This window comes from Lysinibacillus sphaericus, from assembly GCF_006864135.1.
Taxonomy (GTDB): domain Bacteria; phylum Bacillota; class Bacilli; order Bacillales_A; family Planococcaceae; genus Lysinibacillus.
Genome location: NZ_SADV01000006.1, coordinates 122496 through 148706 on the forward strand (window position 1 = coordinate 122496; position 26211 = coordinate 148706).

Annotated in this window: 26 protein-coding genes and 2 other annotated features; of the genes, 4 read left to right on the forward strand and 22 right to left on the reverse strand. The window is 37.4% G+C overall.

Annotated elements, in window-relative coordinates; all coding sequences use genetic code 11:
• Positions 1-7: 7 nt before the first annotated feature.
• The 10 genes from C7Y47_RS09645 to C7Y47_RS09690 all read right to left on the reverse strand — a co-directional run bounded on the left by C7Y47_RS09645 (position 8) and on the right by C7Y47_RS09690 (position 8915).
• Positions 8-556, reverse strand: coding sequence for a sulfurtransferase TusA family protein (locus C7Y47_RS09645; protein WP_142508727.1), 549 nt, complete (start codon positions 554-556; stop codon positions 8-10).
• A gap of 77 nt (positions 557-633) precedes the next feature.
• On the reverse strand, positions 634-921 hold the full coding sequence (locus C7Y47_RS09650; RefSeq protein ID WP_142508587.1) for a rhodanese-like domain-containing protein: 288 nt from the start codon (positions 919-921) through the stop codon (positions 634-636).
• Between the two features lie 12 nt (positions 922-933).
• A complete protein-coding gene (locus C7Y47_RS09655; protein ID WP_436970104.1) occupies positions 934-1224 on the reverse strand; it encodes a rhodanese-like domain-containing protein in 291 nt (96 codons plus the stop codon).
• A gap of 93 nt (positions 1225-1317) precedes the next feature.
• Positions 1318-1578: a metal-sensitive transcriptional regulator gene (locus tag C7Y47_RS09660; protein WP_132361424.1), complete on the reverse strand. Its 261-nt coding sequence runs from the start codon at positions 1576-1578 to the stop codon at positions 1318-1320.
• 260 nt (positions 1579-1838) lie between these two features.
• Positions 1839-2063 carry a sulfurtransferase TusA family protein gene (locus tag C7Y47_RS09665; RefSeq protein ID WP_132361421.1) on the reverse strand — a complete coding sequence of 75 codons (225 nt, stop codon included), beginning with the start codon at positions 2061-2063 and terminating at the stop codon, positions 1839-1841.
• A 20-nt stretch (positions 2064-2083) separates the two neighbouring features.
• On the reverse strand, positions 2084-3145 hold the full coding sequence (locus C7Y47_RS09670; protein ID WP_142508589.1) for a YeeE/YedE family protein: 1062 nt from the start codon (positions 3143-3145) through the stop codon (positions 2084-2086).
• Between the two features lie 793 nt (positions 3146-3938).
• A complete protein-coding gene (locus C7Y47_RS09675) occupies positions 3939-4991 on the reverse strand; it encodes an LLM class flavin-dependent oxidoreductase (RefSeq protein ID WP_142508590.1) in 1053 nt (350 codons plus the stop codon).
• 16 nt (positions 4992-5007) lie between these two features.
• Positions 5008-6051, reverse strand: coding sequence for an LLM class flavin-dependent oxidoreductase (locus tag C7Y47_RS09680; protein WP_142508591.1), 1044 nt, complete (start codon positions 6049-6051; stop codon positions 5008-5010).
• 16 nt (positions 6052-6067) lie between these two features.
• On the reverse strand, positions 6068-7483 hold the full coding sequence (locus C7Y47_RS09685) for a 4-hydroxyphenylacetate 3-hydroxylase N-terminal domain-containing protein (protein WP_142508592.1): 1416 nt from the start codon (positions 7481-7483) through the stop codon (positions 6068-6070).
• Positions 7446-8915 (reverse strand): 4-hydroxyphenylacetate 3-hydroxylase family protein, encoded by a 1470-nt coding sequence (locus C7Y47_RS09690; protein ID WP_142508593.1) that lies wholly within the window; start codon positions 8913-8915, stop codon positions 7446-7448. The genes C7Y47_RS09685 and C7Y47_RS09690 overlap by 38 nt, the downstream gene beginning before the upstream one ends.
• Before the next feature lie 523 nt (positions 8916-9438).
• On the opposite strand from C7Y47_RS09690, the gene C7Y47_RS09695 reads away from it, so the two are divergent.
• Entirely contained in the window at positions 9439-10263 is an 825-nt protein-coding gene (locus C7Y47_RS09695; RefSeq protein WP_142508594.1) for a MetQ/NlpA family ABC transporter substrate-binding protein, read from the forward strand.
• Between the two features lie 65 nt (positions 10264-10328).
• On the opposite strand, the gene hmpA is transcribed toward C7Y47_RS09695, so the two are convergent.
• Positions 10329-11495, reverse strand: coding sequence for an NO-inducible flavohemoprotein (gene hmpA / locus C7Y47_RS09700; RefSeq protein WP_142508595.1), 1167 nt, complete (start codon positions 11493-11495; stop codon positions 10329-10331).
• Between the two features lie 190 nt (positions 11496-11685).
• On the opposite strand from hmpA, the gene C7Y47_RS09705 reads away from it, so the two are divergent.
• Positions 11686-12123, forward strand: a complete 438-nt coding sequence (locus tag C7Y47_RS09705; protein WP_142508596.1) for an Rrf2 family transcriptional regulator — start codon at positions 11686-11688, stop codon at positions 12121-12123.
• A 51-nt stretch (positions 12124-12174) separates the two neighbouring features.
• On the opposite strand, the gene C7Y47_RS09710 is transcribed toward C7Y47_RS09705, so the two are convergent.
• From C7Y47_RS09710 to C7Y47_RS09730, 5 genes are all read right to left on the reverse strand, one after another.
• Positions 12175-13155, reverse strand: a complete 981-nt coding sequence (locus tag C7Y47_RS09710) for a GNAT family N-acetyltransferase (protein ID WP_142508597.1) — start codon at positions 13153-13155, stop codon at positions 12175-12177.
• An 87-nt stretch (positions 13156-13242) separates the two neighbouring features.
• Entirely contained in the window at positions 13243-13620 is a 378-nt protein-coding gene (locus C7Y47_RS09715; RefSeq protein WP_142508598.1) for a VOC family protein, read from the reverse strand.
• Complete coding sequence (locus tag C7Y47_RS09720) at positions 13617-14054, reverse strand: DUF1801 domain-containing protein (protein ID WP_142508599.1); 438 nt, start codon at positions 14052-14054, stop codon at positions 13617-13619. The genes C7Y47_RS09715 and C7Y47_RS09720 overlap by 4 nt, the downstream gene beginning before the upstream one ends.
• Before the next feature lie 217 nt (positions 14055-14271).
• Positions 14272-14925 carry a YdeI/OmpD-associated family protein gene (locus C7Y47_RS09725; RefSeq protein ID WP_142508600.1) on the reverse strand — a complete coding sequence of 218 codons (654 nt, stop codon included), beginning with the start codon at positions 14923-14925 and terminating at the stop codon, positions 14272-14274.
• A gap of 124 nt (positions 14926-15049) precedes the next feature.
• Complete coding sequence (locus tag C7Y47_RS09730; RefSeq protein ID WP_142508601.1) at positions 15050-15544, reverse strand: DUF1648 domain-containing protein; 495 nt, start codon at positions 15542-15544, stop codon at positions 15050-15052.
• Between the two features lie 311 nt (positions 15545-15855).
• On the opposite strand from C7Y47_RS09730, the gene C7Y47_RS09735 reads away from it, so the two are divergent.
• Entirely contained in the window at positions 15856-17550 is a 1695-nt protein-coding gene (locus C7Y47_RS09735) for a methyl-accepting chemotaxis protein (RefSeq protein WP_142508602.1), read from the forward strand.
• Positions 17551-17836: 286 nt separating this feature from the next.
• Positions 17837-18074 (forward strand) — a binding site (T-box leader).
• A 122-nt stretch (positions 18075-18196) separates the two neighbouring features.
• A complete protein-coding gene (locus C7Y47_RS09740; RefSeq protein ID WP_142508603.1) occupies positions 18197-19768 on the forward strand; it encodes a 2-isopropylmalate synthase in 1572 nt (523 codons plus the stop codon).
• 160 nt (positions 19769-19928) lie between these two features.
• On the opposite strand, the gene metG is transcribed toward C7Y47_RS09740, so the two are convergent.
• The 6 genes from metG to rsgA form a co-directional block, all read right to left on the reverse strand.
• Positions 19929-21563, reverse strand: a complete 1635-nt coding sequence (gene metG / locus C7Y47_RS09745; RefSeq protein WP_142508604.1) for a methionine--tRNA ligase — start codon at positions 21561-21563, stop codon at positions 19929-19931.
• A gap of 63 nt (positions 21564-21626) precedes the next feature.
• Positions 21627-21893 (reverse strand) — a binding site (T-box leader).
• 165 nt (positions 21894-22058) lie between these two features.
• Positions 22059-22706, reverse strand: a complete 648-nt coding sequence (locus C7Y47_RS09750) for an HAD hydrolase-like protein (protein ID WP_142508605.1) — start codon at positions 22704-22706, stop codon at positions 22059-22061.
• A 108-nt stretch (positions 22707-22814) separates the two neighbouring features.
• Complete coding sequence (locus C7Y47_RS09755) at positions 22815-23828, reverse strand: DUF4179 domain-containing protein (protein WP_142508606.1); 1014 nt, start codon at positions 23826-23828, stop codon at positions 22815-22817.
• Positions 23821-24354, reverse strand: a complete 534-nt coding sequence (locus C7Y47_RS09760; RefSeq protein ID WP_142508607.1) for a sigma-70 family RNA polymerase sigma factor — start codon at positions 24352-24354, stop codon at positions 23821-23823. The genes C7Y47_RS09755 and C7Y47_RS09760 overlap by 8 nt, the downstream gene beginning before the upstream one ends.
• 103 nt (positions 24355-24457) lie before the next feature.
• A complete protein-coding gene (gene fosM, locus C7Y47_RS09765) occupies positions 24458-24880 on the reverse strand; it encodes a FosM family fosfomycin resistance protein (protein ID WP_142508608.1) in 423 nt (140 codons plus the stop codon).
• Positions 24881-24918: 38 nt separating this feature from the next.
• A complete protein-coding gene (gene rsgA, locus C7Y47_RS09770) occupies positions 24919-25995 on the reverse strand; it encodes a ribosome small subunit-dependent GTPase A (RefSeq protein WP_142508609.1) in 1077 nt (358 codons plus the stop codon).
• Between the last annotated feature and the right edge of the window lie 216 nt (positions 25996-26211).

A 26211-nucleotide genomic window follows, 5' to 3' on the forward strand; every position in this document is an offset into this window, starting at 1 on the left:
ATTCCTCCTAAATTTGTTTTGTTAAATGTCCCGTCCAGGATGTCATACCTGGCAGAACGTTAAATACCTTTGTAAAGCCTTGTGCCACAAGCTTTTGAGCAGCTAGATCACTACGCTTCCCTGTTCGACATACGACATAAACCTCTTGCTCTTTATCAAGTTCTGAAAGACGTACTTCTAGTTCACCCATCGGAATAGACTTCGCTCCCTCGATGTGTCCAAAAGCAAACTCTGCCTCTTCGCGAACATCGAGAATAAGACCTTCCCTTTCCATCGCCACTTCTAACGCAATTGTACGTTCAAATATTTTCTCATCCATTGTGTCGTCTGAGCATTTGCGAATGTAATGTTTAAGCACATTTTCTTCTTCCACAGTCCCAATATATTGATGACCTACAGATTCAGCCCATGCAGCAATATCTGCTTTCGAACCCTTATCTGTCGCTGAGACTTCTAAAATTTGACCATCCACTAAATCAGCCATCGCCTTTTTCGTTTTAACAATTGGCATAGGGCAAGAAAGCCCCTTGGCATCTAGCTGAAAATCTACCTTCATACTCATAACTTCCTCCCTCATACCTGCACGGGTATTATTTTTGTTAAAAAAAATATAGCAAGTGCTACAGCATCTCCTTACTGTACTTCACCATCCCAAGCGAGCATGCCACCAACCATATTGGATACATCGAAGCCTTGACTTTCTAAAAATTGAGTAGCACGACCACTACGACCACCTGATCGACAAACGATAACATATGATTCATTTTTATTTAACTCATGCATACGAAATTCAAGTAAGTCAAGTGGGATATGAATCATTCCCGGAATGTGCCCTGACTCCACTTCACGTACATCAATTAACTTTATTGCCTGACCTTGTTCTAAAGCTTGTTGTACTTCCTTTGTTGAAATTTCCTTCATGCCATTCTCCTCCTAATATGCGCTCATGCCTCCACGGACATTTGTGACACGTTCAAATCCTTGTTTTTTTAATTGCTTACACGCCTGACTACTACGCATCCCACTTTGACAAATGACCACTATCTCTTTATCTTTCGGTAATTTATCAAAACTCGAACCAAGTGGAATATTTTTAAATTGCGGGATATTTCGCCCCTTATATTCAGCCGGTGTACGTACATCGATAAAAACTTTATCCTTATCATTCAACATACTTTTCAATTGCGCTGCCGAAATTGACTGCACCCCTTTCGTTGGCTTCATTCGCCAAATGAAAAACGCTATAACAACAGCAAGTAAAATCCATGTTCCCAAGTAACATTGCCTCCTTCCACATACTATTTAGGGTATATAAATTTATCTGCTTTTCACGACTAAATCCATCGCCTCTTGGATGGCTGTATTCACTTTTCCCGCATCCCCTTCAGCAGTCGTTACACATTCCAATAAATTTTCACTAACAATTACTCCAATAGTCCGATCAACCGCAGAACGCACGGCAGATAGCTGCGTAATTACATCCTTACAGTTTTTTTCTTCTTCCATCATGCGTAAAACACCACGCAGTTGACCTTCTATTCGCTTCACCCGATTAGCCGTTTTTGTACCGTAAGCCATACTATCACGCCTCCTTTCAAAACGATTGATTGAACTTGCTTACGTGATTCATGATATACCCCATTAGGTATATTGTCAACATGCAAGCTTGAATTTTTCTTAATCATCGTTACAATATCAGTTCCCTCTTGTATCAACGCTTTATCGATCCCTTTCTGGTTGTTACCCTCATTTTCTTATCTTTCAGTTACAAAAAAAAGCGAGAAATCCGACGATTCTATCATCGAATTTCTCGCTTAATAGCGCATTGCTATGAAGACTTACTTCTTTTTAATAGTTATTGTCCAAGCAGCTTCGCCAACTTGTTCATACTCCGTTACCTCGTGCCCTTCTTCAGCAGCCCAACGAGGAATGGATTCGGTACCTTGTGTACAATCAAATTGCACTTCTAATTCATCGCCTGAATGTAAGTCTTTTATAGCTTCTTTTGCTTCTACTAAAGGAAATGGACAAACCATCCCCATTACTTCTAATGTTTTTTTCATATGAATATACACTCCTTTTTTTACGCTGTTATTACTTGCGCAGCTCGCTTAGCTTTTTTACTTGGTCGAACGAATACAAAGTAAGATGCTGTCCATGTACCTAAAATCATAAACCCTAATGAAATCCAGCCTTGCCAAGTCATCATCGCTGTCATCACCAATCCATTACCAATTGAGCAACCTCCTGCTAAACCTGCGCCGAATCCCATCAAAAGTCCACCACAAAAGCTGTTAATCGCCGTTTTTGTATCTGGAATACGGAATCTAAATTCACCACTCATTTTTGCTGCGAATAATGATCCTAAGAAAATCCCTAGTACTAGGAAAACGCCCCAGTTGATGAAATTTATTTGTCCAGTCACCAAAAATTGCAAAATATTAGCAGAAGGTGTTGTAACGCCTAACCCTCCTATGCGACCAGTAGCAACACTTAATGGCCATGCTAAAGTTGCAATCACGCCAATAATTGTTGCAGTTATAAATGGATGCCAACGTTTTTCAAATAAAATATGTGCTAATCCCGTTTTTTTCGGCTTTAACCCCGGGATTTTCAATCGAGGCTTCTTGAGCTCACGGTATACGATATATGCTACAACTATTACAAAAATAGTTATAATCAACCAGTTGTTTACGCCAATTGTCTCGGCAATAGAATTACTTTCAATGCTCGTTTCTTTAATAGTCTTATCCAATGGCAACAATACGCCTGATTTCACCATTGCTGCTACAAGCATATAACCAGCTAATGCAATCCAACTGCCAATTAGACCTTCTCCTGCCCGATACCAAGTCCCTGTTGCACAACCACCAGCAAAAATAATGCCAATTCCAAAAATAAATGAACCAACTATAACAGCTACGATCGGTAAAGAACCAGCACTAAATTCAAATACCTTCAAACTAATTAAGGTATATACACCTACACTTTGAATTGCTATCGCAATAAGTAATGCGTAAAACATACGATTATCTTTTGTCAAATACATATCGCGGAAGCCGCCAGTTAAGCAAAAACGACCACGTTGCATAACAAATCCAAGTAAAGCTCCACAAATAAGTCCTGTAATAATCATTTGACCCATCTACCATTCCCCTTTCAATACCAAGTATTCTTATAAGGTATATTACCACTTATTTTACTATGAATTCAATCACTTTTTTTCATAACTGTGAAAAATCTAATAACTTTTTATGCATATTCACACAAAAACCCTTGCTACAAGTGCAGATAGCTGCTTCTTATAACAAGGGTTCATTATTTGTTTATTTTGTTAATTGCATGGCTGAACCAAAGAATTCATAATGAACTTTTTCGTCTTTCACACCAATCTCATGTAAATCTTTAACTTCTTTCAGCTAATATTTTTGGATTATCACCAAAACGTGTGGTTGATTTCCGTTCCGACTGGGCGCTTTGTAGCTGTCGCTATGCTTTCGCTACAGAAAACATTTGCCGCCGACGCTTCGCTTTCGCACAGAGCAGAGCTTCCTGGGGGCGTCCGATGAGCCGCTTTTGGTGTTGCTGTCGCTACGCTTTCGCACAGAAAACATCCGCTACGCTGCAGGGTCTCGGGCCAACACGATGTTGGTCACGAAGGCGTTATCACAGGATGTGATAACGCCTTCGATCCTCTATTACTGATCCCCGAGGAGTCGCCCAGTTTCCACTCCAATCAACTATTTACATAGTAGAAGTTTTAACAAAAGTCATCCACAACTTTTGGTGATGAACCATATTTTTTTGTAAAGGTTTTTTATAATGACTGTTTTCAGTTTTTTTGCAGTATGATTACCAAGGAATTGTATGCTCTGCACAAATAAAAGTTTGCTTTATTACACCCCTTTTTTGTATTTAACCTATAGAATTACAATGTTTTAAGGATTAAAAATACTGTGATTTAGTTTTGTACTAATATGTTTATGAAATTCAGGTAATTCTTTTAACGGTTCTTTAAAAGTAACTAGCACTTTTTCTATACCAATGCTACTTAATTTTTGTAATTTAGTAACTACCTCATCATAACTACCGATTAACCCTGTACGAAAACCTTCATTATTAGCTACAAAATCACTTAACTGAGTGGCATTTTTCCACATCCCTAACGTTTCTTTGCGATTCCGGAACTGCAAGATTGCTTCTTCATCGGCATGATCAATAATTGATTGAAATTCTCGGAACGCTTCTTCAGAAGTTTTACGGGCAATCACAAATGCATTAACAGCAAATTTTATCGTCCGCCCCTTTCTTTTCGCAATTTCATTTACATTTTCAATTTGTTTTTGCAGCTCTTCAATCGGAGCTCCGTTCATAAAATAAACATCACTGTGCACGCCTGCCATAACTTGAGCGTCCTCTGAATTACCACCTTGATAAATTGAAGGATATGGCTTTTGAATTGGTTTTGGTGTAAGCGTAGCATTTTTTATTGTATAGAAATCGCCCTCATAGCTAAAGTTGTCTTGTGACCAAAGACCTTTCAATACTTCTAAATACTCAGTTGAACGTCGATAGCGATCTTCATGGTTGATCCACTCAATACCAAAGGTTTCTTGTTCTTTTTTAAACCATCCACTCACTAAATTAATATGAAATCTACCATTTGAAATGACGTCTATTGTTGAACCTATTTTGGCTAAAGTTGCTGGATGGATGAACCCAGGCAAAACAGCTGCTATAAAGTGAATATTTTCCGTTTCAGCAAATAATGCTGCCGCAAGCGTTAGGGCATCCAGCTGTCCTTCCTCAGCACTACCATTACCACCGATATTCCCCATATATCGAATCGGAAATAAAACAGCATTTATATTTAACTTTTCAGCTAATTTTATCAGTGTTTTATTGTACTCAAAGCTTCCTTCTGTATTTTGCTCTATTCTAGAACGTAGAAATCCACCTGCTAAATTTGAGCCCCAAATAACAAATTCCATTCAATGATCACTCCATTTATTCAAATAATGGCAATACCTTTTCTCCGAAAATTTCCGCTTCCTCCTTATGTGGGAAGCCTGATAAAATAAAGTGCGTTACACCGATATCAATATACGCTTGCAATCCTGCTTTTACTTGCTCTGGCGTACCAACAATAGCCGTTCCTGCACCTTTTCGAATTTTACCTATACCAGCCCAACTGTATTGATCAAATCGCTCGTTTTCAGCAGTAAGGACGTTCATTCTTTTTTGAGCTACTGAATCTACCGTTTCATAATATTGATTCAGATTCGATTGTACAGGGTTTTCAATTTTACTAATAATGTTATAAGCAGCATCCCAAGCCTCTTGTTCTGTATCACGTACAACTATATGAATTCGAATACCGTACTCTAATCGACGATTATACTTTTTAGCTCGACTTTCAACATTTTGAATTTGCTCCTGAATGCTTGCTATAGGCTCTCCCCATTGCAAATAAACATCTGCAGCTTTTGCAGCTATTTCCTTAGCCACATCGGAAGAACCTCCAAAATAAATAGGAATACCACTTTCTTGATAAAGAGTAGGAATCAACTTTCCTTCAGTTACCTTAAAAAACTCGCCATCATAATGAAATGATTCTTCTTGCCAGGTTTCTTTCACTACAGTTAAAAATTCATCTGTACGTTCATAGCGTTGTTGATGTGATAAATAGTCACCGTCTTGTGCTAGCTCTTTTTCTGAACCGCCCGTTACAACATTGACCAACACTCTTCCCTTCGAAAATTGATCTAAAGTCGCTGCCATTTTAGATGCAACTGTCGGTGAAACAAAGCCGGGTCTAAATGCAATTAACGGCTTTATATGCTTTGTCTGATGAATGATAGCAGACCCTACGAGCCAAGAATCTAAATAAGGAATACCAGTAGGAATCAAAATCCCTTCAAATCCTGCTTTTTCTGCCGTTTGAGCTACATCTACTAAATACTCAAAGGTTGGCTCTCTTTCAGGCTGCTTTAACCCTAAATACCTTCCGTCTCCACTTGTAGGAGCAAACCAATAAAAATGTGGTTTCATCGTTCTCTCTCCTTACCTAATTAAATTCTTCAACTAGCTTTAACAATCGATCCTTTTCACTATAGTTTTGATATTGCGCTGCAAAGGTACGAACAGGATCACCTGAATAAAAACGTTCATATAATTCGTGACGCGCCCCAAGCTGACTACCTATTAAATCCCAAGCTAGTTTAATAAATTTGGTTCTTGCAAATGCACTTGTATGTGTACCTCCATAATACGCCTGTAACTTGTCACCTATTGGCCCATTGATTTCTTCAATAGTAGACGGCACTTGCAATAATCCACTTGCTCCAATTTGCTGTAATATTTCCAAAGCACGTGGATAATAACGTGTACCTAAATTTCGGGCAGTCGTTAAAAATCGTTGTTTAGGTAGATAAATTCCATTATGTTCGATAGCTTCATATTCAGCCGCAGTTAATAAACCCTTTATAGTTTCTAACTGTATGATTAACTCACTTAACTTCTCTTTTACATGTAAAAACTCCGTCGCTCCAGCTGTTTCCGCAAGTTCGTTGCCAATTGCTACTACCGATTCTAATTTACTAATTAGGCGTACAACCGTTTGATGCTGACTTAACAAAGATGATGCCGTTTCAGTTCGCAGCTTCCAAGCTAATTCAGGATCTTCTGCTACCAACACCCTTTCCCAAGGGATTAGAACATTATCAAAAATTACGACAGCATCCATTTCATCAAAACGAGAGCTTAAAGGGTGGTTGTGTGAATCAGTGGAAGCAAACGATTCTCGACATACCATATGTAACCCTTGAGCTGCGGTTGGAACATAAAATACATTTGCCATTGGTGCTTCCTCTAACCCTCGCTTATGATAAGAGGTTATGAGCAGTTCATCTACATATGGTGCTGCTGTAGCAATTGTTTTGGCACCGCTCACAAAAATACCTTCTTCATTTTTAGTAACTACACGTAATTTCCCATGCTCTATCTCTTCAGCAGATTTAGAACGGTTTTTTTGCGGGTCATGTGCTGCTACCGTTGATAATAAATCTAAATCACGTGCCGCTGTGTATAGTTTTTCAAGCTTTGTTGCAATGCCTGGTGACAAAACATCTAATTGTTGTCTACTTGCATACCAACCTACTAACTGCGAACGAGAATACTCGGATAAGCGGCTCATTACGCCAAATGTTTCATCTGCCCAGCATTTATAAGCTAAACTTTTCCTTTTCAAATCATTGATTGATGTTGGCACTAAAAAAGATAAATGGGCATTTGTACCTTCTGCCGTTTCATACGTTAAAATCGATTTTGTCGGCTCCACGGTTTGTAAATTTAATAAATGCTGGATTGTACGAACAGTCCCTTTAAAGGATTGATGGTTTTCTAAATTATTAACAATCCCTCCATCTAACCAAACTGTTCGCCCATTATTCAACCTCCGCAAATATGGAATCTGCGTATTCATCTTCATTTACCTCCCTTTCAATTAAATTATCTAAAAAATGGTTTAACTTATTTTTCAAATAGGATTTATCATAAGTTTCATACTGCAAGGCATGAACACGAATTGGATCACCTGTATAAAACCGTTCGTATAAATCATGACGTGAGCCGAGTTGACTGCCAATAAGTTCCCACCCAATTCTAAATAGCTTTTCTTTTGTTCGTGCATCTACCTTTGCCCCTTTATAGTACTTGGAAAACAATGGGAACAATTCGTGATTTTCTAGAATCGGAGATGACGATAATTGAATAAAGCCTCCTGCACCAATCTCCTTTAAAATATCTAGAGCACGACCATAGAAATGCGTACCTAAATTTCTTGCTGTTTGTAGTGGCGTAATATTAGGTAAATAAACATTCTGCTCATTTAGATGCCCTTCTTTTTCTGATGAAATTAATAAAGCTTCAATACTATCAATTTGTGTATAAAGCTCCCCTATTTTTTCCTGAACATGTAAAAAGTAATCTGCACCAATTGATTGAGCTATTGCCGTTGTAACCCCAGCAGCAAATTCTAATTTTGATAGTAAACGAACTACCGTTTGATGCTGCGCTAGTGCATCGAGTTGCTGATGCCGATGTGCTTTCAACACGCCCTCAGGTGAACCCTTAATAAGCACCCTATCCCACGGGATTAAAACATCGTCAAATAATAAAACAGCGTCCATTTCATCGAATCTTGAACTTAATTTATGATGCTCTTTATTTGAAGCAAATGATTCTCGACAAACAATTTGTAGCCCAGGTAAATTTAATGGCACAATAAACATATTTGCTTGTGCGATTTGATTTGATGATAATTTTTGCGGAGAGGTGACAATGACATCATGTGCATAAGGAGCACCAGTCGCAATCATTTTAGCCCCTCGTACAACTACCCCCTCCTTGGTCTCCCGTATAATACGCAATAATGCATCTTCATCTTGCTCTTCCGCTGGTTTCGAACGATCAATTTGAGGATCCAAAATTGCAGTAGTAACAATTCGCCGTTCATCTCTAGCTAGCTCATAATATTTCGTTATTTTTTCAACGAATCCAACATCATATTGCGCAAACTGTTGACGATCCAAATAGTATCCGGTAATTAGAGAATTAGCATAATCTGATAAACGACTCATCACTCCATAGGTTTTATTCGACCATAGAGCAAATGCCTTTTTACGCTTTATTAAATCCTCATAGCTACGCGGAATATAAAATGCACTATGAACAAATCGATTACTTTTTGGAATTTTAAAACCTGCAATGCTTTGATTGTTCTCATCATCTAGAAGTGCTAATAAATTTGTGATAGTTTCTAATGTTCCCGTAAAGGCTGGATGAGTTGTTACGTCCACTTTTACTCCGTCCAGCCACACACTTCTTCCATCTTTCAAACTTCCACTAAAAGACATTTATTATCTCCAACTCCTTTTCATGAACACAAAAAAACTCCCACCAAATCTCCTGCGTAAATCTTCGCTTAAGACATCAATGAGAGCTCCATTTTTATGGTCACTATGAGTATTTTTTATGGCTAAAAAGCAAAATCGGAGCTTTTAGTTCTAAAACCAAAGCTCCGATTTTTTCAGTCGCCACATTATATAAATTAATTTACATATTAAACCAAACAAAACCGATAAGTCAAGTATATTTTAAAAATCAATTATGCCTCGGCATAATTGCATCCGCCGCATTCATCTCACTACCTTTAGAAGTTGTGACCTTTCGCTACCATAACACTTGCTGAAGGAAGTTAAAAACTTATTGATTTATAAAAATGCGTTTGCTATAATCCTACTAATCCAATTGGTATAAAATAATTACTGACCGGAATCACCGGAGGCGTGTAAACAATTGTCGTTTACGCGTTTTTTTATTGCTTTTATTTAGTAGTCAGTGTCAATATTACTTTTTTAGATAACGGAGGATAAAATAATGAAAAAATTTCTTTTCCTTTTGCTATTGATATCAATGTTAGGAGCTTGTAATTCAAACGGAACTGCACAAGAAACATCAAATAAAACAATTAAAATAGGTTTTACACCCGGTCCATACAGCGACCAATTTCAATTTGGCATTGCACCGATACTAAAAGAAAAGGGATACACAATTGAAACAATTGTATTCAGTAATATCGTCCAGCCTAATATCGCTTTAGGTGATGGCTCAATTGATGCTAATATTTTTCAGCACACTGCCTATTTGGAAGACTTTAAAAAAGAGAAGCATTTAGATTTGACAGAAATACTTAAAGTTCCTACTGCACCGATGGGGGTCTATTCAGATCGTTTTGATTCTATCGACAGTTTTAAAAAAAATAAAGAATATACAGTAGCAATTCCTAATGATCCAGCTAATATTGCACGTGCTCTACGAATCTTAGACGATCTTGGATGGATTGAACTAAAAGAAGGTTATTCACCTACTACAGTGAGTAAACAAGATATCACGAAATACGTATACACTATTGATTTCGTTGAAATGGAGCAAGCACAATTGCCACGTTCACTGTCTGACGTAGATTTTGCACTTGTAAACGGTAACTTTATTTTGTCCTCTGGAAGAAAACTATCATCGACCTTGGCATTGGAGAACCCAACCTTCGAATACCAAAATCTATTAGCAGTTCGCACTGAGGATAAAGATAAAAAATTTGTAAATGATTTAATTGAAGCATATCATTCGGCGGATTTTCAAAAATTTATTGAATCTAATAAAGACTACGAAGGATTTCACCGACCAGATTATTTTAAAGACTAATTCTTTATAAAATTAAAAAGATGACGTGCTTTTAAATAAGAGCACGTCATCCACAATTTTGAATTTTATTTTACTAATTGCATGGCTGGACCAAAGAATTCATAATGAATTTTTTCGTCTTCCACGCCAATTTCATGTAAATTTTTAATGACCGCTTCCATAAAGCCAGCAGGTCCACATACGTAAACATCTGCATTGTTGGCTACTTTTTCAGCTAAAAATTCTTTTGTGATTTTCTTATTTTCATCCGAATATAACGCTATGTATGTTGCACTAGGAAGCACATTTACTTTCTTTTGAATGTCATCGCTAAATGCTACAACTTTTTCATTGCGCGCACATTGGATAAAGCTCACTTCATTTGCCGCATTATCTTTTAGTGATTGCAGCATACTGTTTAATGGTGTTACACCGATACCACCGCTTATAAATGTAATTGGAGCAGCAGTTTCTTCTAAGACAAATAGTCCTGCTGGAACACTTACATCCACTAAATCTCCGACTTCTAATACGTCGTGAATAAAGTTAGATACTTTACCATTTGGCGTATGATCACCTTCACGTTTTACAGAAATACGATAGCCATCTTCTGTACTTGCTTGTGAAAGTGTATATTGACGGTTCATTAAATACTCTTCACCTGGTACTTTCACGCGGATACTGATATATTGACCTGGCTCATAAGCTGGTAGAGGGGAACCATCTTCATTTTCAAAGTAGATAGATGTAACAAGATCACTTTCTACTACTTTCTTCGCTACTTTCAATGGTTTAAATAAGCGCCATCCGCCATTACCCTCAGCTTTTTGATATAGCTCTTCTTCTACTTGAATGAAGATATCTGCAATGACGCCATATGCTTCAGCCCATGCATTAATGATATCATCTGTTGCTGCATCACCAAGCACTTCTTTAATCGCTTTTAGTAAGTATTCTCCTACTATTGGATAATGCTCAGGTAAAATACCTAGACTACGGTGTTTATGAGCAATTAACATCACCGCTGGTAAAATAGCTTCTAAATTTTCAATATGAACTGCCGCAGCATAAACTGTGTTTGCTAATGCTGTTTGCTGACGACCTTTTTCTTGATTTGTATGGTTAAAAATATTTAATAATTCGGGATGAGCTTGGAACAAATTTTTATAAAATGTTTTAGTAATCTCCACTCCATGAACTTCTAATACAGGAACTGTTGCTTTAATAATTTGTACTGTTTCTTGTTTTAACATATCGCTTACCACCCTTTCATGATTACAATATAACGCTCTCAATTTTTAAAAGCAATATATAAAATACATCTTTAACAAAACGGACATAATTAATGTATTTTAAATACATCTTTAAAAAAGTATTGAATTTATAATACTTCAAGGTAAAAATGCTATAATTATTTTGAACTATAGAAAGTAGGGTGTTCTTATGCGCTTAACTTTATACACAGATTATTCTCTCCGGACGCTCATATATTTGGGTGCGAAGGGAGATGGCCAATTATCAACTATCCAAGAAATTTCAGATGCTTATAATATATCGAAAAACCATTTAATGAAGGTGACACACCAGCTTGGATTATTGGGCTATATTGAAACGATTCGAGGGCGTGGTGGAGGAATTCGCCTAGCAATTGATCCAAAGACTATTACAATTGGTGAAATAGTACGTCATACAGAAGAGGATTTTCATCTCGTCGAATGCTTTGACAAAGAAAATAATCTTTGTAAGATCGCTCCAGAATGCCAGCTGAAAGGCATATTATACGAAGCATTGCAAGCCTATTTAACCGTCTTAGATCGCTATACTCTAGATGACTTTTTACATTCGAAAGAAAAGTTGATGGCACTGTTGTTTGGCGAATAAAAATACCCGCACAACTCAAGTTGGACGGGTATTTTTTATGTTTATTTTATTTTACAATGCCTTTGAAAAGAAAATCATATCGAGTGCACGAATTCCATTTTCATAGATTGGCTCAGGGTAATTACTGAAAAAATCTTTTTCAATGGCTTCCATACGAAAACCTGCTTTTTGATAGAAGGCAATATTATCAATACTAGAATTTGCAGTTCCAACTATTATCGTTTGATATCCTTGTGATTGACAAATGGTTGTTATTTGTCGCAGTGCTTCTTTCCCAAGTCCTTTACCTTGATACTTCGGTACAATCGCAATATTTTTTAACTCAACTGTCGAATCAGACTGTTCAAGAAGTAACGCTACACCCGCTAACTGCTCACCACATTTTATTTCGTATAACTCACCGTCCTCTAAATATTCTCGAACAGCGACTTCACTTTCATCAGCTAATAATAGTTGAGGTAAATAGTCTTCCCGAGCACCTTCCACTTTCTTTAAGGATGTACGATATCGAACAAAATCTTCGCGCTCAAAAACATTTAAAACACACGGCTGCTTTTCTTTGATCTCTAGCCATGAATGCTCCTGCGGAAAATCATTCTCAACTCCTAATCGAATAAAAGACAACTTTTCCTGCGCCTTTTGTGAGCGTATATTAACCTTTCTAGCTCCTGCAAAAACACGCTTTAGCCCTAACTCAAAGAATGCAATATCTAAAATCGCAACTTTTGATTGAAGATTATAGCCTTTTCCCCAAAATTCATAGCCCAGCCATGAGCCAATATGACAGCTCTTTTTATTGTGATCAATAAACATTAATGCCGTCACACCAATCAGTTGTCCTTCCTCATCCAGTACAACACGAGGGACTGTTTTTCCAGCCTCTTCGTCCACACATTCACGTTTAATAAAATTAATCGTATCTTCCACTTTACCAGCAGGTAACCCTAGTGCATCTCGAACCTGTGGCATAGAAGATAGTGCATGCATCGCTTCAGCATACTTTATATCGTGTCTCACTAAATTTACTACCATATGCTATTCTCCTTTTAACATGATTAACAACGGACTTAATATCATCCTCTACTAACATAATGCATTTATTTATATTTCTTTTGAAAATCAATTATACGTTAGTTGCCATGATACACCAAAACGATCCTGAATCCAGGCAAATTTCTTAGAAAATCCATAATTATTAAGTGGCATTAAAGCTTGTCCACCTTCTAAAATTTGAGCAACTAAACTATCGATTTCTTCTTCAGACTCACATTCCATAAAAATAGAAGTTGACGGTGTAAATGTAAAGTTATGCTGTATTACACTATCATTCACCATCATTTTCAAACCTTTTAAATGTAGAACAGCCATCGCAATCTGTTGTGAGTTTTCCATATAGGTTAAGCTTTCCACCTGTAATTCTGAAAACCACTGTTGATATTGCTGGATAGCTTCATTGGCTTGTCCCTGAAACATTAAAAATGTAGTGGCACTTTTCATTTATTTAACTCCCCTTCATATTTTAAAATCCATTGCGCTGGTGTCATTTTCGCAACAAGCTCTCCTATTAATTCAAACGGAATATTTTTAGTGCTTGTAAAACGAATACAACTTTTCCCCATATTGAGTTTCGTCGGTACTCGTTTCGCATATTCCTCTTGGAACCACGAGAGTAACGCTCGATCTGCATAAATGCCCATATGATAAACTGCAATATGCCGTTTCTGTGCAGCAAGACTTATAAAGGGCAAGGGAGTATTGGGTGTGACATGATAGCCCTTCGGATAAGTAGTTAGTGGGACCACATAGCTTACCATGTCATAGTACATACTTTCTTCAAAACCCTCTGGTAAATTGTTTTCTACCACGTCCACAAGTTTGCCAAAACTCTCCCGCCATTTTTCATCCACTTGCTCAATATATGTGCTTTTCATGCCCTTCCCTCTTTTCAACATAGTATTATTGCTAGGTGTGTATTTTTATTAATCAAAAGACTCATTCATTTCATAACGTAGCATTGATCTCCGTTCTGACTTAATATTTAATCGCTCCGCTACATAATAAATCCTAGTTGCTAACCATCTGTCTTATTTTGCTAATTACAATAAATATAGCATCATTTAAAGGAATCAATAAAGCCTCTTTAATAAATTATGCTTTACCCTCCGCCTTTGCTTTTCGGTATAATTCCTTTGTTTTGTAGCCCAATCTAATAATTTCACGCATCTCCTCTAAACGTGCTACTTGCGTCTCTTCCTTTTTCGCACTATAAATATATCGGGCCCAGTCCTTTTGATAACCCGGTGTTAATCCATTATAAAATATTAAATCATCCGGATTTTCCATAAGTGAATCACGCAATTGAGGAATCATACCTTCATAGTCACTAACGCATTGACTACTCGCTGTCTTCTTGCCGCGTCCCTTGCCATCTCTCTTTATACTTACTATAGAAAATGTCTCATCTAACGACATAAGACTTGCAAATTTATAATCACTGCCAACAATGTATTTTTCCTCGTCCACTTGAATTGCTGGGAAGATTTCATCGCGGTGGATAAACTGTTCATACTTCTTATTACCCTTTTTCGGATAAACAAAAAATAAATAACCTTGTTCCGTAAGCGTGTTTAACTTTCGTACATTTTGTAAATACGTTACCATTTCATCAATAGTAAACACAAAGGCAATTATTCGATCATGAGGTGCATTCCCTATTTGGGTTATTCCCTCTAATTGCATCTCCTCTGGTTGATTATGAATGGCAATAGACAGTCCATCCTTCATTTTAAATTTCTTTAGCATAGTTTTGACACCTCTTCTAATGATCAATACAATTTTCTCTTAGTTTTGATAGTATAGCTGATTTAGTGCAATTTTCGTACAAAAAAACGCTCGATTATTCTCGAGCGTTTAAGATTGAGATAAGCTATTTAATTTTTGTAGCCACAACTATTCCTCTAATAATCGGAATGGCCATTACAATTAGCACTAGTGGTAGGAACCACCAACCAAGACTCTCTGCCTCTCCAAGTGCAATACGTACCATTTGGAATGATATAGCTGTAAATATAATTAGACAAAGGTTTTTTATTTCATTCAATATTTTTCGGCTATTTAAATAAAACGCCTCTACATTACTTTCGTTTAAGCGTGCTGGGTAATTATGAATATGCGGAATTTTTTCAAGTAATCCTAGTAATATCCACAGCAATATTCCGATAAACGGAAGGATGAGTAACTCTATTTTTGAACCCCACCGATTAACTTCTCCTGCACCATTAAAATGACCTGGAATCTTCTCGGGTAGTTGTCCCCACATTACAACAATATAAAAAATGGACAGTATAAATAACCCGCCACCGATAAAGTCCCCAATCTTTTCATATCTTGTTTTCGGCAATTTCAAAATTGGCCTATACATATCTTCCCACATCCTTACTTGTTCCTTTATTCATTTTACGTTACTACAGTTCAGTTAGTTTCAAATTTATGCAAATTGTCATAATTTTCGAGGTATACAGGTAACTATCCGCCTTCACTTACTGTAAAAAAGCAAATTATTCAGCTTTTTTATCATTCTACCTACAACTATTTACCTTATTATTCCTAATATATATTATAGAAATACTCGCAATACTTTGTAAAATTCATATAATCTGATATAAATGGTATAAACACATTTCATTTTTTTGTAACATTTCTACTAAATTACTGAGAAAGGAAACGACAACTATGCGATTTACTATCTACAAGAAGTTAGTACTCGGTTTTTTTATTGTTATTTTAGTATTAGTTGGCACAATCGGATTAAATTTCAAACAGCTTAATTCAGTAAACAAAACATATCGTGTGTTACTCGAAGAACAAACAACTAAATCTATTAGTATTCAAGAGCTACGCGCAATTGCTAAACAAGAAATTGTAAATATCAGAGGTTATCTATTACTTGGGGGTGAGCAAAATTTCCAAAGTAATACGGCTTCACGTGAAGAGTTTAAAAAGAAATATGATGAATTAAAGGCTTCATTCGATTCTCAAAAATCTAGCGATTTATTAGAGGCAATCAATAAAAGTGAGCAAGATGTCCAAAAGTTCGCAGATCGAATGTTTTCATTAAAGGATGCTGGAGAAACAGAGCAATACGAAAAGCTCGATAGTACACAAGGTCGCCTACTTATAAAACAATTCGATAACCGTGTAGCTAACCTTGCTAACTACCAAGATGATTATATAAAAGAAAAAATCGCTGCTACATCTAAAGAAATTCAAGCTATTAAATTCCAAATGATAATTCTTGGCATCTTCGCTGTTGTCACTAGTCTCATCATTGCTATGGTCATGGGAAGCCTTATCTCCCGCCCTATCAAAGGTATGGCAAAAACCGCTAAAAAGATTACTAATGGCGATTTAACAGCTGAGCAAATTCACATTAAGAATCGTGATGAGGTAGGTGATTTAGCAATTGCCTTTAATCAAATGGCGGTAAATTTAAAGGATCTTATTACAAATGTACGGCATAATACTGTACAAGTAAGTGGTTCTGCCGCTGAATTAACCGCAAGCGCTGAACAAACAATCCAAGCGACAGAGCAAATTACTTCCTCTATACAAGAAGTGGCAAGTGGCTCCGAGGCCCAAGGGAAAAATGCTACTGAAAGTTCAGCAGCTATGAAAACTATGACAAAAGGCATTCAGCAATTGGCTACGACGACAGCTGCCGTTTCAGAGCTTGCTATAGAAACAAATACTGAAGCTAATAAAGGAAATGAATCACTACACCGTGTTATTACACAGATGGACACAATTAATTCAGCGGTTTTAGAATCTGCTAGCGTTGTGAAAAACTTAGGAAATCATTCCTTTGAAATCGGAAATATTATTGGTCTCATCACGGATATCGCAGAGCAAACAAATTTACTAGCACTAAATGCTGCGATTGAGGCAGCTCGTGCAGGAGATCATGGTCGCGGCTTTGCAGTAGTTGCAGATGAAGTGAAGAAATTAGCAGATCAATCCAAGCAATCAGCTGAACAAATAGCAAGTCTGATTTCAGAAATACAACAGGATACAAACCGTGCCGTAACTGTTATGGAAACTGGAACACAAGAGGTAAAAGTCGGTATGCAAGTGGTAAAGGTAGCTGAGGAAGGCTTCTCAACAATCGTTAAACTGATCGAACAAGTATCCCAACAAATTCAAGAAGCAACAACAGTTTCAGAGGAAATGTCATCAAGTGCTGAGCAAATTTACGCATCCTTCGATGAAATTGCAACAATCGCACAGATGTCTTCTTCAAATCTACAAAATGTAGCTTCTGCTTCTGAAGAGCAACTAGCAACTATTGAAGAAGTTGCCGCTTCTGCTGCCACACTATCCAACATGGCCGAGGAATTACAAACACAGGTTTCACGTTTTAAAGTGGAGTAAAAAGTCTTTTCAAGAAGCTTGTATTATTAAAGGTGTTCAATCTTCCGAATTTTATTTGTTAATTAAATACGATTCGGGAGATTACTTATGTCTTTGAAATCTAGAATACGCCATTTAGGAGTCCCCAGCCTCCAATTTACGTGGCATATATTTTAACAAACAAAGCCTCCGCTTTTGGTAATAAGACAACATTAAGGCTTTTACATAAGACAGAAAAAATATAATTTTTAGAATTTTATTGACAAATTAAAAATACCCAAGTATCATTGCTTTCAACAACACATTATTGTAGGCCAAGATTGGAAATAGTAGAAATGCAAGTGTACTTGTAGAGAGTCGGTGATTGGTGCAAACCGATAGGCACACATTTTGAACTCGTCCATGAGCCACTCCCTGAACTTTGAGTAAGGGACGTCGGTTTCCTCCGTTAACGGGATAGACAGTGACTGCTGTCGATAAGGGGACTTTTTCTGTAAAGAGAAGGTCAATTAGAGTGGTACCGCGAGCATAAACTCGTCTCTATATTTTTATATAGAGGCGGGTTTTTTATTTTTATTGAAATTTGGCCTAAGTGTGTATTTCGTCTCTATTGTGCAAGGCTGAGACTTTATCAATATAATGACTACTACAAAAGGAGTGTTTGAAAATGGGAAGAAAAATTTGGGTGTTTGATACAACTTTACGTGACGGCGAGCAAGTGCCTGGTGCAAAACTAAATTTATATGAAAAAGTAGAGATTGCACAGCAACTCAAAAAATTAGGCGTCGATATTATCGAGGCTGGTTTCCCGGCTTCATCACAAGGAGATTTTGATGCAGTTAAAGCTGTCGCACAAAAAGTTGGTCATACGAATGACATTATGATTACTGCTTTAGCACGTGCTGTACAGGCAGATATCGATGCTGTTTATAACGCTGTAAAATACGCTGAAAATCCTATGATTCATATGGTGCTCGGTACTTCTGATATTCATGTTGAGAAAAAATTTAGCAAATCCAAGGATCAAATTCTACAGATTGGTGTTGATGCAGTAAAATATGCGAAAACTCTTCTACCACAAGTCCAATATTCAACAGAAGACGCATCTCGTTCAGATTTCGAGTATCTTTGGAAAACCATCGAAGCCGTAATGAAGGCTGGTGCAACAATGATTAATGTACCTGACACAGTCGGCTTTGCAGAACCAGAAGAATTTGGATCGATGATTTATAAACTAAATGAGCGTATGAAAAATCTAAACGATAGTGTTTTGTTGAGTGTTCATTGCCATAATGATCTTGGTATGGCCACTGCTAACACGCTTGCTGCGATTAAAAACGGCGCGGATAAAGTAGAATGTACAATTAATGGCATTGGTGAACGCGCAGGAAATGCAGCATTAGAAGAAGTTGTCATGGCATTGAAAACACGTGGCTCTGTATACAATGCTGAGACACGTATTAACACAAGAGAAATTATGAATACATCTCGTCTTGTTTCAAGCTTTATGGGCTTAGACGTACAAGTAAACAAAGCGATAACTGGGGATAATGCTTTTGCCCATTCCTCTGGTATTCATCAAGACGGCCTTCTAAAATCTCGCGATGCTTATGAAATTGTACATCCAGAAGATGTAGGTCTTGACGATATGGAGCTAGTCCTTACGGCTCGCTCTGGGCGTCACGCGGTGAAAAATGCCCTTGAAAAACTTGGTTTTTCCAATCTTTCAGCAGATGAGTTTGAAGGAATTTTCGAAGGCTTCTTAAAGCTTGCGGACGCAAAAAAAGAAGTTTACGATCACGATTTATATGTTATTGTGGAAAGCTATTATGAAAAACATGACGCAAACAATGCTAATGCCACACATTATAGTGATCAGTTCTTTGACTTCGATGATTTACAAGTCGTCAGCAACGCAAGCTTCCCTTCAGCAAGTGTGAAAGTACGTAAAGGAGGGCAGATATTTAAAGCAAGTGCAGTTGGCTCAGGTCCGATTGATGCCCTATATTCTGCCATCGCAGAAATTACAAACATTGATGTAAAACTTGTAGAATATAATATCAATAGCGTTTCCCGTGGTAAAGAAGCGCTTGGAAAAGTAAAAATTACAATCGAGCATGAAGGTGAAAAATATATCGCAAAAGCGGCAGATACAGATATTTTAAAAGCGAGTGCGCTAGCTTATATTAATGCCATCAATAGTATTGTTGTCGCTAAATTAACGCCTGTTATGAACTAAATAGATTATGCCTCGGCATAATTGCCGCTGTCTCACAGATAAATTGCCACAAGACTTGGCGTTCTTAGACTGAGTCCCTCTATTTCAATGGATGTTTGAACATCGTTGAAAAAAGCTAAAAGCAGTATGACATTATTGCGTCATACTGCTTTCATTTTTCCTATCGACTACCCTCTACTAACTTTTGATATTCCTCTTCAATTAATTCAACATCAAGACGTTCAAACAGTGGTGTCACTTCACTAATGCTTGCTGGTAATTCCACTTGTTCATGCCACATTACTTCATTGATCTCTAACATTTTTCTCACCTTCTCAGCTGAAAACGGTAAAAATGGATGTAACAGCTGTCCAAGATTAGCAATTATATAAACACACGTTGCAAGTGTTTGATTGCTAGCTTCTACATTCTCTTTCACCTGTAGCCACGGCTGCTGCTCGTCAAAATAGCGATTAGCTGCACGAATGTATTCAAAAATAGCCTCTAAAGCTTGTTTAAAATGACCCGCTTCTAGTTGAATCCCAACATCATTAAATAGCTGAATCGTATTTTTTCGAATAATGGCATCTATCTCGGCTTGAGGCACTTGACGATCAAACGATTTTTCTAAAAACTTCAATGTTCGATTGACAAAATTACCATAAGCACCAAGTAATTCGCCATTATGGCTATAAATAAATTCTCGCCAAGAGAAATCAGTATCACGATTTTCTGGCGCATTCATTGTTAAAAAATAACGAACAGAATCAGCATCGTATCGACTCAAAATATATGGCACCCATACCGCCCAGTTTTGGCTCGTCGATAATTTCCGTTTTTCTAATGTCAAATATTCGTTTGATACAATATGTGTAGGTAAAGCCTTTGCCCCTATCCCCATAAGAATGGCTGGCCATATAACTGTATGGAACGGAATATTGTCTTTACCATGCACATAATACGAAATCGTTTCTTCATTCCACAAATCTTCAATAGCTATTTGATGCTGCTTCGCCCATTCAATACTCGCTGTTAAGTAACCCGCTACTGCTTCAATCCACACATATATTTTTTTGCCTTCAAAACCTGGTACTGGCACATCGATACCATTTGGTAAATCCCTTGTTACTGCGCGGTCTGGTACCCCTTCTGCCAAGTAACGTTCTGTTAAACCTAAAGCATTGTCTCGCCAGCGTTTTTCCGCCTTAGCCTCCGCTAAATAAGTCTCCAATCTCCCTTGAAACTGACTAAAAGCAAAATAAAAATGCTCTGTCCCCTTGATAATTGGCTCATTCCCACAAATTTTACAGTGTTTATCGATTAAATCGAGCGGGTCTAAAATTGTTGAGCAATGATCACATTGATCACCACGCGCCTTCGCACCACAGTTTGGACAAATCCCCTCTACAAATCGGTCCGGTAAAAACTGCTTATCTGTTTCACAGTATGCTTGTTCAATTTTCTTTTTATATAAAAATTTGTTCGCTAGCAGCTGTGAAAAAATTGCCTGAACAGATTCATGATGGTGCTGCGCATCTGTTCGCGTATACATATCGTAAGTAAATCCTAAATCATTGAAGCATCTTGAAAACTCTTCATGATAATGATTAGCAATTGCTTCCGTTGTCGTATTTTCCTGCGCAGCTCGAATTGAGATTGGTGTACCATTACAATCACTTCCCGAAACATATAAAACCTTCTCGCCCTTTTGTCGGTAATATCTAGCCAAAATATCACCCGGTAATAATGCAGCAACATGCCCTAAATGCAAAGAACCATTTGCATATGGCCACGCGCCTCCAATAACAATTGTCATCCTAAGTTGCTCCCCTCAACAAAATTGTAAAAAAGTGTATAAAAAAACGCCCTAATCAAAATTGATTAGGACGAGTATACCCGTGTTACCACCTATATTTACAAATAGCTCACACTATTTGCCGCCATCAGTGCGTCTCATTCAAATTTTTAATGAGAGATACTGCCGCTGTTGTAACGAGTGCCCATCTCGTCGTAATCTACTTGCAAACTTGCTTTCGGTACGAAGCTCAAAGGTCATTTTCAAAAGGGGGCATTTACCTCATTTCCACCAACAGAGGCTCTCTATATAATGCTTATCCAATTTACTTTTCCTTATCAATGCTCTTACTATAGATTTCCTCCATTTTACTCTTTATGCCGTTGAATTGCAATGCATGTCGATAAATTGCTCTTAGTTCTCGATAAACTGAAAAACTTAGGCGATAAATCATTCAATCTTCTCGATAAAACGAAAAAGTTGGGTGATAAATCAGAAAATGTAGTCGATAAAATTTTATCCAAACTTTATTTCAAGCAACTCTTTTAAATTATTAATGACAATGTCCGCTTTTCGTAATTCTGTTTCCTGCGCAAAGTCGAAACGTACGCCAACTGAAAGCAACTGATTATCCTGAGCTGCTTGAATATCAGAAGAACGGTCACCTACTACTGCGCCGCGTTCAATGGCATTTTCCTCGATGACCTTTTTCACTAAATCAGATTTATGACCGCTCGAAATGGACTGAATACTATATGTACCGTTGATAAAACGCTGTAATTGATAGGTTTCTACAATTGCTTGTAAATACTCTGTTTGCCCATTACTGGCGATGAATAAATCATAGTTTTCTGCCAACGTAGCAAGTGTTTGCTCTGCATTTGGATATAATGCGCCCTGGCGATTACGTATTTGTTCAATAAGCTTAACATGGAATAATGCGTTGCTTTCTTCACGTGTCTCTAGCGTGTGCATAGGACATAACGTTTCCCAGACAACAGGTAATGGAACACCCATAATTTCACGGTATTTCTCTATTGGTGTTTCTCCTTGCCACAAGCCTTTTGCACGCAGCACATTAAACGTCGCCGATAATGCTGGCTCTAATATTAGATTTGTTTGAAATAAAGTACCATCCATATCAAAAATAATAGCTTTTTTCATAAAATCACCCCTACGGTTATGAACGTTTTCTACTTTTTATTGTTTCTCTTTCGTGCCATTTAAATAATATACCCCCTCTAGTTCTAAAACTAAAGGGGGATCCTATTTTTAAGGTTCTAAAGGTACCACTATTTCTAATTCCTTTATTTCCTCCCAATAACCCTGCTCGTTCGTCTTACCTGGTCTAAGTGTAAAAGATTTCGGCATTTTCTCCATAGGAGGCAGTACTACAATAATATGATGTCCATTATCCTTGGTCGCACCCATTTGTATATTCTCCCCATCGTATAACTTTCCCTCACTATCTGTTACCTCAAACTCAAAAAATGGCCATTTATCATTTCTATCTAAATCGTTTGGATAATCTACTAGGATATCTATACGTGTCGATAGCGGTGTAAATGAAACCTTCCCAACGTTTAACTTGTATAACCCATTGTTCGTACTAGCTATTACATTTGGATAGATCTTAACAACTTCTTCCTTTAATTTTTCAAGAGTAAAATCTATATGCCAATTACCTTTGTAGCCAAATAAATCGCTTCCATCTAATGCGACTTCAATGTTATCCCCGTATATATCTGGATTTGATAAAGTTAATTCATGATGTTCAATAATCGTGTTTTTATCTATATCATCTTGACCTGTAGAACCGATCGCAACATCTATTGGCTCCCCATTGACAGTTAGCTTATTCGTACCTACAACCTCTTCTTTTAAAGAAACACCATTCTGCCCTGTATAAGCAACCGTAACTAATAATCTATTACCATCATATACCGCTTCTTCAACAGCCATTGTAAGACCTGCATGTTTATCCTCCTTTCCTATTTTTGTCATCAAATGATTTTGTTCAATTTTTTCAGCTGCAATATCCCCAAATTCAGCATAAATAACCCCAATATAAGGTACATTGGCCAGTGCAGTCGCTATTGTAGGGGAGAAAAATCCTGCACCTAGTAGCGCTATACATAATCCACAGGCTACTAAAAGGGGTTTTATAATTCTAATGTTCCGTTTCTTCTTTTTTGCAGCACGCATTGCCGCCTGCTCTCGCGCCATCAATTGTTGAAGTGGAATATCGATACGATCAATAAATTGATTATTATTTTCCTTACTCATACAAGTAGCCCTCCCTTAAGACTGGTTTTAATTCTTTCTTAGCTCTATTAATATAGGACTTCACTGTTCCTTCAGGACAGCCCAGCATTTTTGCAATCTCTTTAACAGAAAAATCATGATAAAAGCGTAACCATAAAATCGTTTTATACTTGGCATCTAGTGTTTCAAACGCCTCTTTTAAATCTAATGTATGCGTAATATTTTCAATATTTTGATGTCCAGCTAACTCTATAAATAACGCCTCGTCTCCTGAAGTAAATTTCCTTGAATCTTTTCTAATAAAATCAATAGATTTAAAAGTAACAATCTTAACAATCCACCCTGGAAAACTGCTTGGATTCTTTAATGTTTTCAATGTTGTATAGGCTTTATAAATAGATTCTTGATAAATATCAAGCGCATCCTGCTCATTTCGAACATACGAGTAGGCCGTGCGATATAATTTCTCACGCATCAAAACGATCAACTGCTCAAAGGCTTCATCATCCCCCTTTTTTGCGCTTTTAACCAATTTTTCTAGATCCACCTAATCTCCTCCTTCTAACTACACTTTAAAGTCGTTTTGGGAAATGAAAACGTTGCAAAAAAAAATAGATGTCCTCCATTTAGAGACACCCATTTTTTTAATTTTAATCAAAAAACTCCATATGCATTTTTTCCTTCTTATAGTAATCCATTCGGTCCTGTAAAGTCCCCGTATGAAATTCGAATTTATGGCCGTCTGGATCCGTGAAGTAAATTGATTTTTTATCTCGTACATCTCTTTGTCTGCCTTCCAGAATGTTGACATTATGATGTACTAGCTTTTCATACATTTTGTCAAAATCGGCCTCCTGGATAGAAAACGCTATATGTGTATAGGATTGATGTATGTCATTGCGTGGGATATCCTGTTCTACATTCAGGGCAAGCCACAGCCCATTTACATCTAAATAGGCTGTACTTCTACCCTTCACTAATAATTTTGCGTCAAAAACCTTTTCATAAAATGCGATGGATTTCTCTAAATTTGACACTGAAAATAATAAATGATTTATGTTTTGGATTGTCATTTTCGTACCCCCAACTATGAAATTGCTGCTGACTCTTATTAATTTGATTTTTTGCCCTTCTTTAAGCCTTTCGCAATTTGCTTCGATTTGCGTTGCTCATTTAGCCTTGCTTGAGCATTTGTTTTGCGTTCGATAAAAGCAAGCTCTCTTTGCAATTTAAAGTAGCTTTGGAGACGTGATCGTTCAAGTACACCGTCTGTAATTGCTTGCTGTACAGCACAGTGTGGCTCCTTCTGATGTGTACAATCCCTGTAACGACAGGCCGCAGAAAGTTCCTCAATATCCTGAAAACTAGCGGATAAGCTATCACTCTGATCCCATAATTGTAGCTCCCGCATCCCAGGTGTATCAATTAAACAGCCGCCTTCTGGCAATAAAACTAACTCACGATGTGTTGTTGTATGGCGTCCCTTCGCATCATCTTCACGAATACCTGAAACCTTCATAAGCTCCTCACAACTAAGAGCATTTGTCAATGTGGATTTCCCTGCGCCAGAAGAGCCAAGCAATGCGCCCGTCACACCTTCCGTAAATAGCGCACGAATATCTTCTAAGCCCTCACCTGACAGCGCACTAGTCACAAAAACATCTACACCAAACGCTACAGACTCAACCTCACGTATTTTACTAGCAACATCTTCACAAAGATCTGCCTTCGTCAATACAACGATCGGCTTAGCACCCGAATCCCACGCAGCTACTAAATAGCGTTCTAAACGACGAATATTAAAGTCTGCATTTAAGCTCATAACAAGAAGTACGATATCAACATTCGATGCTACAATCTGCTCTTGTATTTCCAGCCCCGCCGCCTTGCGGGAAAAGACTGATTTTCGTGTAAACAATTTATGAATGATCGCCTTTTCCTCACCAGGCATTTTCTCGACTAGCACCCAATCTCCTACAGCGGGAAAATCTTCACGTGCTAATGATGTATAGGCGTAATGTCCAGCAATCGTTGCCAGCCACTCTCCTTCTTCAGCTAGTACACGATAGGAATGTTTATGCTCTAAAGTAACCCTAGCCGGCACACAATTCGCCAGCTTAGCCTCCTGCTTAAATCCAGTCATTTGCTCTTCAAAATATGGTAAAAATCCTAAAGTTGTTAAATTCAAGTTGTTTTCCTCCTAAATGTGAATATCCTTTGTACTCAAATTGATACTAAACACAAAAAACCTTGTCTCTGCGCAATTCGGCAGTTACAAGGTTCACAGGCACATTTAAGAGAATATACAAATTTCCACAATTGTCATTTAAATACACAGCGTGGTCAATTTATATATTTTAGGCGTGTGAAACTGAACAAACCGAATTGCAGCTCGTTAAAAACG

What these genes read in the sequence shown, in the direction of transcription:
- C7Y47_RS09690 (WP_142508593.1), bottom strand. Translation starts at nt 8,915, where the DNA reads ATGTCTTTTAGTGGAAGTTTGAAAGATGGAAGAAGTGTGTGGCTGGAC.
- C7Y47_RS09645 (WP_142508727.1), bottom strand. Translation starts at nt 556, where the DNA reads ATGAAGGTAGATTTTCAGCTAGATGCCAAGGGGCTTTCTTGCCCTATG.
- C7Y47_RS09755 (WP_142508606.1), bottom strand. Translation starts at nt 23,828, where the DNA reads ATGAGTAAGGAAAATAATAATCAATTTATTGATCGTATCGATATTCCA.
- C7Y47_RS09735 (WP_142508602.1), top strand. Translation starts at nt 15,856, where the DNA reads ATGCGATTTACTATCTACAAGAAGTTAGTACTCGGTTTTTTTATTGTT.
- C7Y47_RS09650 (WP_142508587.1), bottom strand. Translation starts at nt 921, where the DNA reads ATGAAGGAAATTTCAACAAAGGAAGTACAACAAGCTTTAGAACAAGGT.
- C7Y47_RS09725 (WP_142508600.1), bottom strand. Translation starts at nt 14,925, where the DNA reads ATGCTAAAGAAATTTAAAATGAAGGATGGACTGTCTATTGCCATTCAT.
- C7Y47_RS09680 (WP_142508591.1), bottom strand. Translation starts at nt 6,051, where the DNA reads ATGAAACCACATTTTTATTGGTTTGCTCCTACAAGTGGAGACGGAAGG.
- C7Y47_RS09660 (WP_132361424.1), bottom strand. Translation starts at nt 1,578, where the DNA reads ATGGCTTACGGTACAAAAACGGCTAATCGGGTGAAGCGAATAGAAGGT.
- C7Y47_RS09655 (WP_436970104.1), bottom strand. Translation starts at nt 1,224, where the DNA reads ATGAAGCCAACGAAAGGGGTGCAGTCAATTTCGGCAGCGCAATTGAAA.
- fosM (WP_142508608.1), bottom strand. Translation starts at nt 24,880, where the DNA reads ATGACAATCCAAAACATAAATCATTTATTATTTTCAGTGTCAAATTTA.
- metG (WP_142508604.1), bottom strand. Translation starts at nt 21,563, where the DNA reads ATGACAATTGTTATTGGAGGCGCGTGGCCATATGCAAATGGTTCTTTG.
- C7Y47_RS09670 (WP_142508589.1), bottom strand. Translation starts at nt 3,145, where the DNA reads ATGGGTCAAATGATTATTACAGGACTTATTTGTGGAGCTTTACTTGGA.
- C7Y47_RS09710 (WP_142508597.1), bottom strand. Translation starts at nt 13,155, where the DNA reads ATGGTAGTAAATTTAGTGAGACACGATATAAAGTATGCTGAAGCGATG.
- C7Y47_RS09740 (WP_142508603.1), top strand. Translation starts at nt 18,197, where the DNA reads ATGGGAAGAAAAATTTGGGTGTTTGATACAACTTTACGTGACGGCGAG.
- C7Y47_RS09720 (WP_142508599.1), bottom strand. Translation starts at nt 14,054, where the DNA reads ATGAAAAGCACATATATTGAGCAAGTGGATGAAAAATGGCGGGAGAGT.
- C7Y47_RS09685 (WP_142508592.1), bottom strand. Translation starts at nt 7,483, where the DNA reads ATGAATACGCAGATTCCATATTTGCGGAGGTTGAATAATGGGCGAACA.
- C7Y47_RS09730 (WP_142508601.1), bottom strand. Translation starts at nt 15,544, where the DNA reads ATGTATAGGCCAATTTTGAAATTGCCGAAAACAAGATATGAAAAGATT.
- C7Y47_RS09705 (WP_142508596.1), top strand. Translation starts at nt 11,686, where the DNA reads ATGCGCTTAACTTTATACACAGATTATTCTCTCCGGACGCTCATATAT.
- C7Y47_RS09715 (WP_142508598.1), bottom strand. Translation starts at nt 13,620, where the DNA reads ATGAAAAGTGCCACTACATTTTTAATGTTTCAGGGACAAGCCAATGAA.
- hmpA (WP_142508595.1), bottom strand. Translation starts at nt 11,495, where the DNA reads ATGTTAAAACAAGAAACAGTACAAATTATTAAAGCAACAGTTCCTGTA.
- C7Y47_RS09675 (WP_142508590.1), bottom strand. Translation starts at nt 4,991, where the DNA reads ATGGAATTTGTTATTTGGGGCTCAAATTTAGCAGGTGGATTTCTACGT.
- C7Y47_RS09695 (WP_142508594.1), top strand. Translation starts at nt 9,439, where the DNA reads ATGAAAAAATTTCTTTTCCTTTTGCTATTGATATCAATGTTAGGAGCT.
- C7Y47_RS09665 (WP_132361421.1), bottom strand. Translation starts at nt 2,063, where the DNA reads ATGAAAAAAACATTAGAAGTAATGGGGATGGTTTGTCCATTTCCTTTA.
- C7Y47_RS09750 (WP_142508605.1), bottom strand. Translation starts at nt 22,706, where the DNA reads ATGAAAAAAGCTATTATTTTTGATATGGATGGTACTTTATTTCAAACA.